11 protein-coding genes are annotated in these 13,970 nt (G+C 72.5%); 4 read left to right on the forward strand and 7 right to left on the reverse strand.

Annotated elements, in window-relative coordinates; translation table 11 throughout:
- Window position 1 precedes the first annotated feature (1 nt).
- The 3 genes from J8403_RS07990 (at window position 2) to J8403_RS08000 (ending at window position 2,497) form a co-directional block, all read left to right on the forward strand.
- Window positions 2–1,156: an MAB_1171c family putative transporter gene (locus tag J8403_RS07990; RefSeq protein ID WP_211122553.1), complete on the forward strand. Its 1,155-nt coding sequence runs from the start codon at window positions 2–4 to the stop codon at window positions 1,154–1,156.
- A 317-nt stretch (window positions 1,157–1,473) separates the two neighbouring features.
- Window positions 1,474–1,914: a helix-turn-helix domain-containing protein gene (locus J8403_RS07995; protein WP_161559218.1), complete on the forward strand. Its 441-nt coding sequence runs from the start codon at window positions 1,474–1,476 to the stop codon at window positions 1,912–1,914.
- A 13-nt stretch (window positions 1,915–1,927) separates the two neighbouring features.
- Window positions 1,928–2,497, forward strand: coding sequence for a toxin (locus tag J8403_RS08000; RefSeq protein ID WP_211122554.1), 570 nt, complete (start codon window positions 1,928–1,930; stop codon window positions 2,495–2,497).
- Window positions 2,498–2,519: 22 nt separating this feature from the next.
- Here the strand turns inward: J8403_RS08000 and J8403_RS08005 are convergent, their stop codons facing one another.
- From J8403_RS08005 to J8403_RS08020, 4 genes are all read right to left on the reverse strand, one after another.
- Window positions 2,520–5,969 carry an aminotransferase class I/II-fold pyridoxal phosphate-dependent enzyme gene (locus tag J8403_RS08005; RefSeq protein WP_281427909.1) on the reverse strand — a complete coding sequence of 1,150 codons (3,450 nt, stop codon included), beginning with the start codon at window positions 5,967–5,969 and terminating at the stop codon, window positions 2,520–2,522.
- 26 nt (window positions 5,970–5,995) lie between these two features.
- Window positions 5,996–6,937, reverse strand: coding sequence for an NAD-dependent epimerase/dehydratase family protein (locus J8403_RS08010; protein WP_211122556.1), 942 nt, complete (start codon window positions 6,935–6,937; stop codon window positions 5,996–5,998).
- A gap of 144 nt (window positions 6,938–7,081) precedes the next feature.
- Entirely contained in the window at window positions 7,082–8,647 is a 1,566-nt protein-coding gene (locus J8403_RS08015; RefSeq protein ID WP_211122557.1) for an amidase family protein, read from the reverse strand.
- Between the two features lie 133 nt (window positions 8,648–8,780).
- Window positions 8,781–9,935 (reverse strand): ABC transporter substrate-binding protein, encoded by a 1,155-nt coding sequence (locus tag J8403_RS08020; protein WP_211122558.1) that lies wholly within the window; start codon window positions 9,933–9,935, stop codon window positions 8,781–8,783.
- A gap of 35 nt (window positions 9,936–9,970) precedes the next feature.
- Between J8403_RS08020 and J8403_RS08025 the strand changes: the two genes are divergently transcribed.
- Window positions 9,971–10,174, forward strand: a complete 204-nt coding sequence (locus J8403_RS08025; RefSeq protein WP_211122559.1) for a hypothetical protein — start codon at window positions 9,971–9,973, stop codon at window positions 10,172–10,174.
- Here the strand turns inward: J8403_RS08025 and J8403_RS08030 are convergent.
- The 3 genes from J8403_RS08030 to J8403_RS08040 form a co-directional block, all read right to left on the reverse strand.
- A complete protein-coding gene (locus J8403_RS08030; protein ID WP_246585756.1) occupies window positions 10,131–11,036 on the reverse strand; it encodes an ABC transporter permease in 906 nt (301 codons plus the stop codon). The genes J8403_RS08025 and J8403_RS08030 overlap by 44 nt on opposite strands.
- Window positions 11,033–11,884 carry an ABC transporter ATP-binding protein gene (locus J8403_RS08035; protein ID WP_211122560.1) on the reverse strand — a complete coding sequence of 284 codons (852 nt, stop codon included), beginning with the start codon at window positions 11,882–11,884 and terminating at the stop codon, window positions 11,033–11,035. Before J8403_RS08035 ends, J8403_RS08030 begins: the two co-directional genes overlap by 4 nt.
- A gap of 112 nt (window positions 11,885–11,996) precedes the next feature.
- On the reverse strand, window positions 11,997–13,970 hold the full coding sequence (locus J8403_RS08040) for a glycoside hydrolase family 5 protein (protein ID WP_211122561.1): 1,974 nt from the start codon (window positions 13,968–13,970) through the stop codon (window positions 11,997–11,999).

Raw genomic sequence — 13,970 nt, forward strand, 5'->3', positions numbered from 1 at the left:
CGTGACCACCATCAAGACTCTCTGCTTCGTCATCGCGGCGCTGTCGTCGTATGCCGCGCTGATCTACCGACTGTTCCAGGTCAGGCGCAGCTGGCGGGACACCGCCTACCGCGCGCTCGTGATCACCCTGCTGCTGCAGTGCCTCACCTTCACGATGGGTGCCTTCGCCATGGGGAGCGAGCGCTTCCTGGGCGTGGGCAACCTCGCGATCCTGGTGATGCATCTGTCGGCGGTCGCCTTCTGCGTCAGCGCGCAGATCATCCTGCTGCACTGGGCGTCCGCCTCCGAGGAGTCGGGGCGCAGGGCCCGCTACTGGCTGATCATCGGCTTCGCCCTCGACGCGCTGCTGACGGCGCTGTTCTTCATCGCCGACGGCCCCGGGCGGCCGGCCGAGGACTTCAACACCGGCAGCGGGCAGCCGCTGATCCTCACCTACCTCCTGGTCTTCATGGTCTCCCAGGCGGTTCCGTGCGTCACCATCCTGCGCCAGTGCGTGCCGTACGCCCGGATGGCGGGCAAGACCTCGCTGGGGCAGGCGCTGCGGATGCTCTCCGTCGCCGCGGTGATCCTGTTCCTCTACTGCCTGGCCCGGGTGGTCAACGTCCTCACGGCCGCGGGCGGGCTCGACATCGGCGGCTGGACGCTGGCCGCCTCCGTCTTCAGCGCGCTGGGCATCCTCACCCTCTCGCTCGCCCTGACGATCTCCTCCTGGGGGCCCTCGGCCACCAAGCTGCTGGAGTGGGCGCGCGGTTACCGGTCCTACCGGGCCCTGTATCCGCTGTGGCGGGATCTGTACGAGTCCTCTCCGGACATCGTCCTGGAGCCGCCGGGGGCCGCGGTCTCCGACCTCAACTACCGGCTCCACCGGCGGGTCATCGAAATACGGGACGGCTGGCGGGAGTTGCGCCCCTACATCGACCGCACCACGGGCGGCGACGGCCCGGCGGGCCCCAAGGGGAGCGAGGAGTCCCGGCAGGCGTTCGCCGAGGCGGCGCAGATCAGGCAGGCCCTGCACGCCAAGCGCACCGGCACCATTCCCGATGACAACGCGGACACCGGCGACTTCGAGGACCGCGACACGGACAACTTCACCGCCGAGGTCGTCTGGCTCACCAAGGTGGCCTCCGCCTACCGGCGGCTGGCCAAAGCGCGCTGAGAGCGGGACGAGAGGGATCCCGCCCGGTCTGCCCCCGTCAGGCCGAGCGGGATTTCCCCCGTGATTCCCCCGTTTTCCTCTTCCGGGCCGAACGGGTGGTCCCCGCTCGGCCCAGCTCGGCGCAGCCCTGAGAGCGGGGCCGAGCCGGGCCGACAGGACTGACAACCTACTCGGCCACCCCCGTGAGCGGAGTTAGCTGGCAGCTATCGGCGAGGTCCACGTTGGCGGAGTTGGGTCAGATTGTCAACTGACCGCTAATCTGCGAAACTGACGATTAGCCGGGGGCAAAGCCGAGGAGGTGAGGGAGGGAGATTCGCATGTCCGAGACTGATGACCGGCCCACGCTGGCAGTGCGTCTGGACAACCTCTTCAAGACGGTTCGTCCCAAGGGCAAGCACTGGACCAACGCCGAGGTGGCGGAGGAGCTGAAGCGGGCCAACCCCGAGCTCAAGGTCGGGGGTGTGTATCTGTCGCAGTTGCGGACGGGCAAGCGCTCCAATCCCTCACCGGACCTGCTGGCCGCCCTGGCGCGCTTCTTCGGCGTATCGGTGGCCTACTTCTTCGACGACCAGGTCGCCGAGTCCGTGCTCAGCGAGGTCGCCGCCATCGAGGCGCTCCGTCAGGCCGGGGTCCGCGCCGTGGCGATGCGGGCGGCGGGGATGAAGAAGGAGAACCTCGAGGCCATCACGACCATCATGGACCAGTACCGGCAGCTGCAGGGCCTTCCGCCCGTGACCGACTCCTCGGACCAGGAATGAGGGGTGCGGCTGGGTGAGGGGCGCCAACAAGGGACGGTCGGCCGACCACGACCGGCGCAGTCAGCTGAAAAAGCTCCGCAAGGCCGGTGCGCGGCGGATCGCCGACCTCGACCTGCCGGAAACGGCCGATGTGGCCGAGCTCTGCCGCTATCTCGGCGAGGTCCGCGGCCGCCCCATCACGCTGGTCCCGATGCAGATGCCCGCGACGCACCCGTGCGGCATGTGGGTCGCCGCCCGCGACGAGGACCTCATCTTCTACGACGCCAACACGACCAGCGCGCATCAGGAGCACATTATCTTGCATGAGCTGGGCCACATCATCTGCTGCCATCGCGGGGCGGGTTGGCTGGACGAGGCGAGCGCCCGCCTCCTCTTCCCCAACCTCGACCCCGACCTCGTGCGTGACATGCTCCTGCGCGCGACCTACGACGACGTCCAGGAGCAGGAGGCGGAGATCATCGCCTATCTGCTCTCCCAGCGGGTGGGCGGCGCCGAGGAGCGGCATGGCACCGCCCCCGCCGAGGACTCCGGGGGATCGGGGCAGGGCGCCACGCTCAGCCGGATCGAACGCACCCTGATCTGACGTGGATCCGACGGTGTCCCCCTCATCCCCCGGCGGCCGCCACCTCCTCGGCCAGGATCGCCACGGTGCGCCGGATGTCGTCCTCGCGGTGCTCGCTGGTGACGAAGAACCGCAGCCTGGCGAGCCCTTCCTCGACGGCCGGGTGGAAGATCGGATCGGCGATGACACCGCGGTCGAAGAGCCGGTCCGCGACGCGCAGGGTCCGCGCCGAGTCGCCGAGCACACACGGCACGATCGGCGTGTGGGCGCTGGAGCCGGTCGCCAGACCGGCCGCCGCGGCCAGGCCCAGGAAGAGCTCCGCGTTGCGCCGCAGGGCGGCCACCCGGTGCGGCTCCGCGAGGATCAGCTCGGTGGCGGCCAGCGCCGCGGCCGCGTTGGCCGGGGTCAGCCCGACGCTGTAGACGAAGCCGGGCAGCGTATGCCGCAGCCACCGCACCATCCGGGCCGAGCCGCCGAGATAGCCGCCGCAGCTGGCGAACGCCTTGGACAGGGTGCCCATCCACAGATCCACACCGGACCGGTCGACGCCGAAGAACTCGCCCACGCCACGGCCGCGTTCGCCCACCGTGCCGATGCTGTGCGCCTCGTCGACCATCAGCAGGGCGCCGTAGCGCCGCTTCAGCTCGATCACGGCGGGCAGGTCGACCAGATCGCCGTCCATGCTGTAGGCGCCCTCGACGGCGATCAGCACCCGTCTGAACCGGGACCGGTTGCGCCGCAGCGCGTCCTCCAGCCCGCCGATGTCGTTGTGGGGGAAGGGACGCCGGGCCGCCCCGGACAGGGCGCAGCCCTGGAGGATGCTGTCGTGGGCGAGCGCGTCGTGCAGCACGAGGTCCCGCGGGCCGACGAGATGCCCTATCGCGGTGACATTGGTGGCGTGGCCGCTGACCAGCGCCAGGCAGTCCGGGACGCCGAGGAAGTCGGCGAGCGCCCGCTCCAGCCGTACGGTCAGCTCCCGTTCGCCGGAGAGCACCCGGCTCGCGGAGACCGAGGTGCCGTACCGGTCCACCGCCCGGTGCACGGCCTCGTTGACCGCCGGATGGCCGGAGAGCCCCAGGTAGTTGTAGCTGCCGAAGGACAGGTACGGCCGTCCGTCGATCATGGTCGTATCGCGGATGTTGCCCTGATGGACGCGGAAGTACGGGAAGTCCGCGCCGCTGCCGGCGATCGCGCTCAACCGCTCCTCGAACTGCCGCACCTCGGGGAAGTCGTCGGCGCGGGCACTCGCCGCGTCCCACTCCCCCCGCGTCCGCTGCGGCAGCGGCGCACCGGCGGCCGGCTCGTGCGTGACATGCGGATCGACCAGCGCGACCAGCCGTTCCACGGTGAGGTCGGGCGAGAAGATCTCCTCGGTGCGGAATCCCGGTATGCGCTTGCCGATGTTGACCTCCAGCTCCTGCAGCATCAGGGAGTCGAAGCCCAGGTCGGCCACCAACTGCATCCGCTCGGTCAGGTCGGCGAGCGGGAAGACGCCGGTCCGCGACAGCTCTTCGAGCACGATGGACCCGGCGGACGCCCCGCCGCCGTGCGCCGCCGCGGGCGCGACCGCCGACCCGGTCCGGCCCGCCCCCACGGCCGCGGGGGCGGTGTCCTCTTCCTCGGGAGCGCGTGCCGACTCGTCCACCACCCAGTGGTGGCGCGGGGCGAGCGGGCTCGGCGGCAGGGTGATGGGGGGTGTGCGCTCCCCCACCGGGCGCAGCCCCGCGCCGGTGACCGCGCGCTGCGCGAGCCGGGCGAGTGCGGCCGAGCGCGCCTGCGCGGGCAGCGATTCCGGCTCCGGCACGGCGGCCTCCGGCAGCTCACCGGGTGGCACGGTGCCCGCCACCAGCCCCGCCCCGAGATCTCCGGTGCGGCCGGCCGCCACGGCCTCGGCCGCCGCGGTCAGCCGGGTGGCGGCGTCGGCGGCGTCCTCCGCCACCAGGGCGAGCCGTTCGGCGAGGGGAGCGCGACGGGCCAGGGTGTCCGCCACCCCGGCCAGCGGCGGGCGGTCATCGGCGAGGGTGTGGGCCAGCTCCCGGGCGTAGCGAGCCAGTCCGGCCCGGTCGCGGGCGCTGAGCACCAGCAGCTGCGGCCCGCCGTCCGGTGCGGGGCGGGCCGGTGCCGTGGCGCACTCCTCCACCACCAGATGGACACCGGTGCCGCCGAAGCCGAAGGCGCTCACCCCCGCCCGGCGCGGCTGTCCGGGGTCGGGCCAGCCGGTCGGCTTGGTCGTGATGGCCAGCCGCGCGGCGTCGAGTCCGGAGCGGTCGGCCAGGTCGAAGTCCGGCTGCGGCGGTATCACCCCCCGGTGCACGGCCAGCACGGTCTTGACGAGTCCGGCGATCCCCGCGGCGTTGAGCGCGTGCCCGACCACCGCCTTCACCGCGCCGAGGAAGGCGGGTGCCCCCCGCTCGCCCCGCAGCTCCCGCAGGACGCCCACCTCGACCGGATCGCCGACCGTGGTCCCGGTGCCGTGCGCCTCGAGGTATCCCACCGCGTCCGGGGCCAGGTCCGCGTCGCGGTAGGCCCGGCGCAGGGCCCTGAGCTGACCGGCCGCCTGGGGGTGCATACCGCCCTGTACGGTCCCGTCGTTGGCCGTGCCCACGCCCCGGATCACCGCGTAGACCCGGTCACCGGCGGCCAGCGCGTCGGCCAGCGGGCGCAGCGCCAGGACCCCGGCGCCCTCCCCCAGGACGAAGCCATCGGCCTCCGCGCCGAACGGCAGGCATCTGCCGCTGCGCGAAATGGCGCCGATCCGGCACAGCCCCACCAGCAGGTCCGGGGCCAGGATGAGCTGGGCACCGCCCGCGAGCGCGATCCGGCAGCGGCCCGCGCGCAGGGCGAAGACGGCGTTGGCCACGGCCATGAGTCCACCGGAGCAGGCCGAGTCCAGCGCATAGCTCTCGCCGTGCAGATCGAAGACCGAACTGACCGTGTTCGGGCCCATGTTGAGCAGCAGGCCGGCCACGGAGGAGCCGTGCAGGCCGTCCACCGCGCGGACCGTCTCCGGCCACCGGGGGTCGCTCGCCCGCGCCCCGAACTCGCCGCCGGTGAGCTGGCGCATCCGGATCTGCATGGTGCTGAGCTCGCGGTAGCCGCTCTCGGTGAGCGCCGTGATCACCGAGGTCTCCTCGCGGTCGAAGCCCTCGGCCTCCCATCCGGCGTCCTGGATCGCCTCCCGGGCCAGGTCGATCAGCAGCCGGCCCTGCGGATCCATCGATTTGGCCCGCCGGGGCGGGATGCCGTAGTGCGCCGCGTCGAAGTGGCCCACGTCCGGCAGCAGGGCCATGGTGTCCGTATAGGCCGAGGACGTGTCACGTAAGTTGTCGCTGAGGAAGGTGGCGGTGCGCCACCGCGAGTCGGGGACGGCCGTGAACTGTGCCCGCGGCTCGGTGAGGAGCCGCCAGTACTGGTTGACGTTCCGCGCCCCCGGGAACCGGCAGGCCATTCCCACGATCGCGACGTCATCACGCCGCGTACCAGCTGAACCCACTTGGGAACCCTTCGCTGTCACGGATGTCACCCGGCGGTGGACTGTCGCTCGCGCCACCACTCGACCGTCGCCTTGACCTGCTCGTCGACGGGAGTGGCACGCACCGCGAACGCGGCTTCGTAGGCGCTCGCGTCCATCACGAAGGGAGCGTCGAACTGGTAGCGGACCTCCTTCAGTTCACGCAGCAGCGGGGAGACCAGCGACGCCAGACCCAGCACGGCGGACGGCAGCCTGCGCACCGCGACCGGTCCGGTCCGCGCCTGCGCGGCGAGGCGGTCGACCATCTCCCGGGTGGATCGCGCGGGCGCCGTCGGTACGTGCCAGGCCCGGCCCCAGGCCCGCTCCTCGCCCGCGACCTCGGCCAGGGCGGCGGCCACGTCGGGGATATAGCTCCAGCTGTGCGGGGTGTCCGGGTCCCCGAGCGAGGAAACCGGCTTGCCGCGCAGCACCTTCGGCATGACCCGCGCGGCCAGATGCCCGCCGTCGGTCACACCGGGCCCGAAGAAGTCCGACGCCCGTACCTCGACCGCCTTGATCCGGCCCTGCTCATGGAGGTCCCGCGCCTGCTCCCACACGGCGGCGCGCACCCGGCCCTTGGTGCCGGTCGCCGCGAGCGGCAGCTCCTCGGTCATGGGGCCGTCCACCGGGCCGTAGCCGTAGAGGTTGCCCAGGATGACCAGGACGGCCCCGGTCGCCTCGGCGGCCGCGCACAGCGACGAGGCCAGCGGTGGCCAGTCGCTCGCCCAGCGGTGGTAGGGCGGTGCGGCACAGCTGTAGATGGCGGCCGCGCCCTGCGCGGCCTCGGTCAGTCGTGCGGTGTCCGTCGCGTCCAGCGCGACATGCTCGATGCCCGGTTCGGGGCTTCGGCCCGATGTGGTGATGACCCGTACCGAATGGCCCTTTTCGGCCAGCAGCCGAGCGGTGGCCGCTCCGGCGGGCCCGAATCCTATGACGACATGAAGGCTCACGCGCGCACACTAGCGCGAGAATCTGTGGCCGTTGGGGCAGACTTTCCGACGCCCGTTCGGGTGGGGTGGAAGATGTCCCGATCTCGTTGGTGAACGGTGGCGTCCGGCCGGTGCCACGGGGCCGGACGCCACGATGTGGGCCGCTCAGCGGGAGGCGCCGGTCCCCACCGACGGCAGATAGCGCGGCGCCCGCCAGGCGTGAAGTCGCCGCTCCACCCCGGCGCCCAGCGACAGCAGCTCGCTGTCCTCATGGTCACCGGCCATCAGGAGCAGTCCCACGGGCAGCTCGTCCACGAATCCGGCGGGCACCGACAGGGAGGGATATCCGGCCACGGCCGCGGGGGTCGAGGACGGGATCACATCGTTGTCGCCCCGTGCGCAGTCGGTCGTCCAGGCGGGCGGGTTGGTCGGCGAGGCGATGGCGTCCAGGTGGTGGGTGGCCATGGTCTCGTCGATGGAACGCCGGGAGAGGTCCTTCAACTCCGCGCGCATGGCGCGGTATTCCGGGTCGGTGGTGGCGGGCGCCGCGAGGGCCTGTTCGAACAGCTCCTGACCGGCGAAGCAGGTCCGCTCCCCCGGGTGGGTGCGGTTGAACGCGATCAGCTCGGCGAGGTTGCGCGGGCCCTCGCGGGTGGCGAGGTAGGCGTCGATGTCCCGATGGAACTCGCTGAGCAGCGCGGGGAATTCGAGCTCGGCCAGCCGCTGCTGATACGGCGGTGTCACCTCGACGACCTCGGCCCCCGCCGCGCGCAGTCGCTTCGCGGTACGGGTCATCAGGGCGTCCACCTCCGGCCCGAGCGAGGGCAGCCGCCACAGGCCGATCCGTTTGCCGCGCAGCCCGCCGAGGCCGGCCGGCTTGGCCTCGCTACGGCCGCCACTGAGCACCGAGAAGGTGAGCGCGGTGTCGATCACGTTGCGCGCCATGGGCCCGGCGGTGTCCTGCTCGGCGGAGATCGGGACCACTCCGTCCTGGCTGACGAGGCCGAGGCTGGGCTTGTGGCCGACCACCCCGTTCATCCCGGCCGGGCACACGATGGAGCCGTCCGTCTCGGTACCGATCGCCACCTGCGCCAGCGACGCGGCGAGCGCGGCGCCCGAACCGGCGGACGAGCCGCAGGGGTTCCGGTCCAGTACGTAAGGGTTGTTGGTCTGCCCGCCCACCGCCGACCACCCCGATGTCGGCTTCGCGGCGCGGAAGTTGGCCCACTCGGACAGATTGGTCTTGCCGAGGATCACCGCCCCCGCGTCGCGCAGCCGCGTCACCAGGGCGGCGTCCGTGTCCGGCGGGCTGCCGGCCAGCGCCAGCGATCCGGCGGTCGTGGGCAGGCCGCGGGTGTTCACATTGTCCTTGAGCAGGACCGGGATGCCGTCGAGCGGGCCACGGGTGGCGCCGTGCCGGTGCCTGATGTCGCTGGCGGCCGCCTGCCGCAGGGCGGTCGGGTCGGTGCGCAGCACCGCGTGGATCGTGGGGTCGATGGCCTTGATCCGCCGCAGATAGGCGCCGGTCAGCGCCGACGAGGTCAGCGAGCCGCCCGCCATGCGCGCCTGGAGTTCGGGGATCGTCACGGTGTCGAGATCGACCCCGAGCCCCGCGGACGAACCAGCGCCGCCGCCGGAGTCGGCGGCCTCCGCCCGCGGTTGCGGCGCACCCGCACAGAGCGAACCCACGACCAGGGCGGCGCTCAGCGTGGCCAGGCTCCGCTTCCTCATGACCCTCATGCTCCTCATGGGGCCAGCGGACTATAGGGCGGCGGCGCGGCGCAAGGGCCTTTCACGTCGCCGTTCGCGCTCCCTCTCCCGCCGCGCGGGCGCGCGCCCGCGCCGCCGGGCCGGAAAGGAGAGCCTAGGGCCGGTGGCCGACCGCCTCCGCGTAGAACGAGCGGTCCACGACCTGGTCCTCGGGCAGGGGATCGCCCTCGACCACCCCGGCGGTGGCGTACGCCTTCTGCAGCCGGTCCACCGTGCCCTCGCGGATCTCCCAGTCCATGCGCAGCGACGGGACGGCGGCCAGGGTGTCCGGCTCGGTCTTGAGCGCCTCGCCGAGGTCGTCGAGGAACGCCTCGTCCTTCTTGTAGTCCCCGGCGAAGTAGGTGTTGACGGTGCGGATGTAGGCGCGCAGGAACGCCACCCCCGCGTCCGGGTCCCCGGTCAGCAGATCGGGGCCGAACAGCAGCCCGCCGAGCGGTTCGCCGCGCGGCTGGCCGCCGAGGAAGGCGTAGCCCGCGTCGCCGTCCACCTGGCGCCACACCGGGTCGAGCAGCCATGCCGCGTCCACTCCGCCGTTCTTCAGCGAGGTGAGGACCTCGGCCGGGCCCAGCTGCTGGAAGCGGACGCTGTCCACGTCGGCCCTGTGCGCGGAGAGCACCTTCTCCATCGGGTACATGATGACCGAGCCCTTGCCGATGAGCGTGCCGACCGTACGGTCCTTGAGGCTGACCTCGTCCGCCGTCTCCCCCGGTTTCAGCCGGGCCCAGAAGCCGCTCCTGGAGCCGGGCGCGGGGGTGAAGTTGCCGGCGACCCAGCGAATGGCGAAGCCCTGACGGATGCCGTTGAGCACGGCGGCCTCCGGCGCCGCGTACTGGACGTCGATATCGCCCTTGGCGAGCAGCGGAAGCGCGTCCGGGGTGGGCAGCAGCTTCAGTTCGACATCGAGCTTCTCCTTGCCGAACTCGCCCTTGGCCATGGCGATCCGCAGGGGCGCGAGGTACTCGGCGGTCAGCGTGCTGGCGGAGACGACGATCTTCGTCTTCTTCTTCAGCGGCTTTGGCAAGGGCGCGCCGGGCGCACAGCGGGCGGGCGCGCGGTCGGCGGAGGCGTCGGCGGGGTCGGTCCAGCCCTTGGCGCAGCCCGCGACGGGGGCAATCGGGCGGGGCTTGGCCGATGTGCCGGAGCGCGCCGACTCCGAGGTCTGCGCATCGCAGGCGGCGAGGGAGCCGAGGACGCCGAGCAGGGTCAGGCCCGTGATCAGGGCGCGGGCGAGGGAGGGTCTCCGGGCCATGGGTGCCGCCTTCCGGGGCTGGAGTCGGAGCCGGGGTGCGGGTCAGGGCCGGGGTGGTCAGGGCCGGGGTGCGGGTCAAGGCCGGGGTGGTCAGGGCCGGGGTGCGGGTCAGGGCCGGGGTGGTCAGGGCCGGGGTGCGGGTCAAGGCCGGGGTGCGGGTCAAGGCCGGGGTGCGGGTCAAGGCCGGGGTGCGGGTCAGGGCCGGGGCCGGCCGCGGTCCCGTGGCGCCCAGGGGGTGAGCCGGCGGCCGATGAACCGGACGAGTTCGGAGAAGACCACGCCGAGCACGGCCACGCAGACGATGCCGACGAACATCACGTCGTTCTGGAACAGCGTCCGCGAGTCGAAGATCAGATGGCCGAGGCCGTCGTTCGCGGCGATCTGCTCGGAGGCGACGATGACCAGCACCGCCACTCCGGACGCGACCCGCATGCCGACCAGGACCTGTGGCAGCGAGGCGGGCAGCAGGACATGGCGGAACATCTGCCAGGGACCGGCGCCGAACACCTGCCCGGCCTCCCGGTAGCCCTCGGCGACGCCCATCACGGCGGCCATCGTGGAGATCCAGACGAAGAAGAAGACGGTGGTCGCGACGAGGGCGATCTGAGGGCCCTCACCGAGGCCGAACATATTGAGGAACACCGGGAGCAGCGCGAGCTTGGGCACCACGTACAGGGCGTCGAGCAAGGGCTCCAGCGCGGCGCGGACCATCCGCAGCGCGCCCATCACCAGCCCGAAGAGATAGCCCGCGGCGGTGCCGAGCGCGTACCCGGCGACCACCCGCTGGAGCGTGGCCCATACGTCCGGCCACAGCTTGCCGTCGGCGGCGCGCTGCCAGCCGTCCGCCGCGATGGTGGACGGCGCGGGGTAGATACGCGAGTCGATCCAGTGCCGATCCGCGGCGAGTTGCCACAGCAGGATCAGCGCGGCGGGCACGGCCAGGGCGAGGGCCAGCTCGATGCCGCGGCGGCGCCGGTGGGCGCGGACGGGGTCGCGCTCCCCCGGTCCGGGGCACCGCACCAGCACGGTCTCGGCAGGCCCGCCGTCCGCCGCACCGGGCCGGGCGGTCCGGGCCGAGGCGGGCGCACTCTCGCCCTTCATGAGGGCTTCCCCACCGGGTCCGACACCGGGTCCGACACCGGGTCAGCGGGAGCGGCGGCACCGGCCCCGGCCCGCTGGACCTCGTCGCGCAGCAGCTCCCACAGCTCGGACCGCAGCGCGGCGAACCGGGGAGCGCGGCGCATCGCCCCGGTGCGCGGGCGGTCGAACGGCGGACGGCGTTCGGCGATCACCCTGCCGGGCCTGGCCGACATCACCACCACCCGGTCCCCGAGCACGATCGCCTCCTCCAGGCTGTGGGTGACGAACAGCGCGGTGGTACGGGTCGCCTGGCACACCGCGAGCAGCTCGTCCTGGAGGATGGTGCGCAACTGGGCGTCGAGCGCGGCGAACGGCTCGTCCAGCAGCAGCACCTCCGGCTCCACCGCGAGCGCGCGGGCGATCGCCACCCGCTGCCGCATCCCGCCCGACAGGGTGGCGGGGTAGGCGTCGGCGAAGTCGGCGAGACCGAGCCGGTGCAGCCAGTCCCTGGCCCGCGCGTCGGCGGCCCTGCGTGGCACGCGCTGCACATCGAGGCCGAAGCGGACGTTGGCCAGCACGGTCTTCCAGTCGTAGATCCCGTAGTCCTGCGGGATCATCGCGGCCGGATGGCGGCGGCCCGCGCGCAGCTCGACCTCACCGCCGCTGGGGCGGACGAGTCCGGCGACGATGCGCAGGAACGTGGACTTGCCGCAGCCGGACGGGCCGACGATGCAGCAGAACTCCCCGTGCTGGACGTCGAGGTCGAGTGGTCCGAGGGCGTGCACCTGCCGGGTTCCGTGCCCGAAGGTGCGGGTCACCGCGCGGGCACGTACTTTCGGCGCGGTCCCGGGTGTGGTGTGCGGCTCCACCCGTAACTCCTGATCCGGTTCGGCGGGTGTCGTGCGACAACGGCTGCGCGCACCACCTCACGATATGACGGACCGTCAGATTCGGGCAAGGGTCGCGGAACGACTCGCGGGCTCAGGTCAGGCGGCGGCACAGCAGCGCGTCCGGGCTCCCGGAGCTGCCCACGCGCGTGGTGAAGGCGATCCCGGCGGCGTATTCGTCGGCCGCGCACTGCCCCTTGTAGGCGCCGTGGGCGAAGTCGCCCCCGGCGGCGTCGGCGGGCCGGTTGTCGGACCGGTCGAACCACACGGTGCGCCCCGTGGTGCCGAGCGGGTCGCGGGCCGGGGCGCACAGCGCGGCGGACACCCGGCCGCCGCGGCGGCTGTAGCCGATCAGGAACTGGTCCGAGGGGCACTGGAACTTGGTGTAGCCGGAGGCCCAGTCGCCACCGGCCGGGACATACCGCTCGTCCGTGACGACCGTATGGGCGGTGCCGGGGGCGCGCGGGTCGTCGGCGCCGGTGTCGGTGCACAGTCCGCGCCCGGCGGTGTGACCGAGGCCGATCAGCCGCAGCCCGTCGGGGCAAGCGGCCTTGTAGGCGCCCGGATCCCAGTCGCCGTGGGCCCGCTCGATCAGCGACTGCACCTGGTCGCCGTGGTCGGTGGCGAGCATGCGCCAGGCGGGGACGGGGTCGACGGGCCCGGTGTGCCCGGGCGCGGTCATCAGCCGCTGCCAGGGCGTGGCGCGCCAGTCGCCCTGGTCGAGGATTCCGGTGCGGTGGCCCGTGGAGTCGTAGTGCAGCAGCGCCCAGTCGTCCTTGCCCTCCCAGCCCACCAGTGGCCAGTAGGCGAAGTCGGCGTCGTGGTCGGCGAAGTAGTCGGTGAGGTTGGTGAACCAGGCGCGCGGGCGGGTGCCCGTCTCGGCCGCTCCGATGCCGAACTCGCTGATCCACACGGGTGCGGTGTAGTGCCGCCCGGTGTCCTCGGCGACGAAGAACGCCTGGTCGGTGAGGACTTTACGGAGTTCGTCGCGGCTCAGGTCCTGGTACCGCGGGTCGTGGGTCTCGCCGACGCCGGTGGCGCCGCTGTGGCGGGGGCCGGTGTATCCGTAGAAGTGGGCGGAGTAGACCAGCTTGTGGGTGTTCACGAGGGTGTGCGAGAGGGTGCGCGCGGGCGCCAGGGTGGGCCGTTCATGGGGCAGTCCGTCGACCGGTATCCCCGTCCAGTTGATGCCCTCGATCACGATGAGGAGGTCGGGGTTGCCGTCGGTGAGGATGCGGTCGGCGGCCTGTTGCGCGGCGGCGTACCAGTCGTGCGCGTCGCCGAGCCCCCAGTTGGGGTCGTCCAGGATGTCGCGGCGCACCTCGTTGTAGAGGTCGGCGCCCACGACGCGTGGCTCATCGGCGTAACGGCGGGCCATGAGGACCCAGTCGTCGATCCACTTCTGGGTGGTCTGGCCGCTGTTCCACCGCTCGTTGCCGTCGATTCCGCAGCACCAGCGGGTGGTGTTGGTGTGGTTGTTGAGGATGACGGCGAACCCGTCGCGGCCGAGGGCGGACACCACGGCGTCGAAGATCTGCAGCGGTGTCTTTCCGCGCAGTTGCGGGTTGGCGGCCACGGCACCGTCCGGCACGGTCGCGGTGGCGTGGATCATCTCGTTGGAGAACGGCAGCCGGATGCTGTTGATGCCGAGCCGGTGGAAGTCGGCGAGCAGCGTCGGCAGGGGGACCCGGTCCAGGCCGAGGGGGATGCCGTGGGAGTTCTGGCCGGCGTGGTGGTTGGCCGGGTCGTCGACGCTGCCGCTTCCGGTCCACGACCCCTGCGCACCGTCCCAGTTGGCCGACTTCAGCCGGAAGCGGTCGCCCTTGGCGTCGACGATGTAGCGGCCACGGGTGGACAGCGGCGCCTGCCAGGTGTCGGCGATGGGAGTGGCGGCCGGGGCGGTGGCGCGGGTGGCGGGCTCGGCGGACTGTTGCGCGACTGGCTGTTGCGCGGCTGGCTGTCGCGCGGCTGGCTGTTGCGCGGTGGCGACCGGCCCCGGCGCCGTGGCCAGCAGCGCGAGGGTGGCCGCGAGTCCCGTCAGATACCTGAGTGATCTCCTGGTCGGCAT

Origin of the sequence: Streptomyces yatensis (assembly GCF_018069625.1) — a bacterium.
Classification (GTDB): Bacteria; Actinomycetota; Actinomycetes; order Streptomycetales; family Streptomycetaceae; genus Streptomyces; species Streptomyces yatensis.

Coding starts and splice junctions, on each gene's coding strand:
- J8403_RS08040 (WP_211122561.1), bottom strand. CDS start 13,970: ATGCCGACCAGGAGATCACTCAGGTATCTGACGGGACTCGCGGCCACC.
- J8403_RS08030 (WP_246585756.1), bottom strand. CDS start 11,036: ATGAAGGGCGAGAGTGCGCCCGCCTCGGCCCGGACCGCCCGGCCCGGT.
- J8403_RS08015 (WP_211122557.1), bottom strand. CDS start 8,647: ATGAGGAAGCGGAGCCTGGCCACGCTGAGCGCCGCCCTGGTCGTGGGT.
- J8403_RS08020 (WP_211122558.1), bottom strand. CDS start 9,935: ATGGCCCGGAGACCCTCCCTCGCCCGCGCCCTGATCACGGGCCTGACC.
- J8403_RS07995 (WP_161559218.1), top strand. CDS start 1,474: ATGTCCGAGACTGATGACCGGCCCACGCTGGCAGTGCGTCTGGACAAC.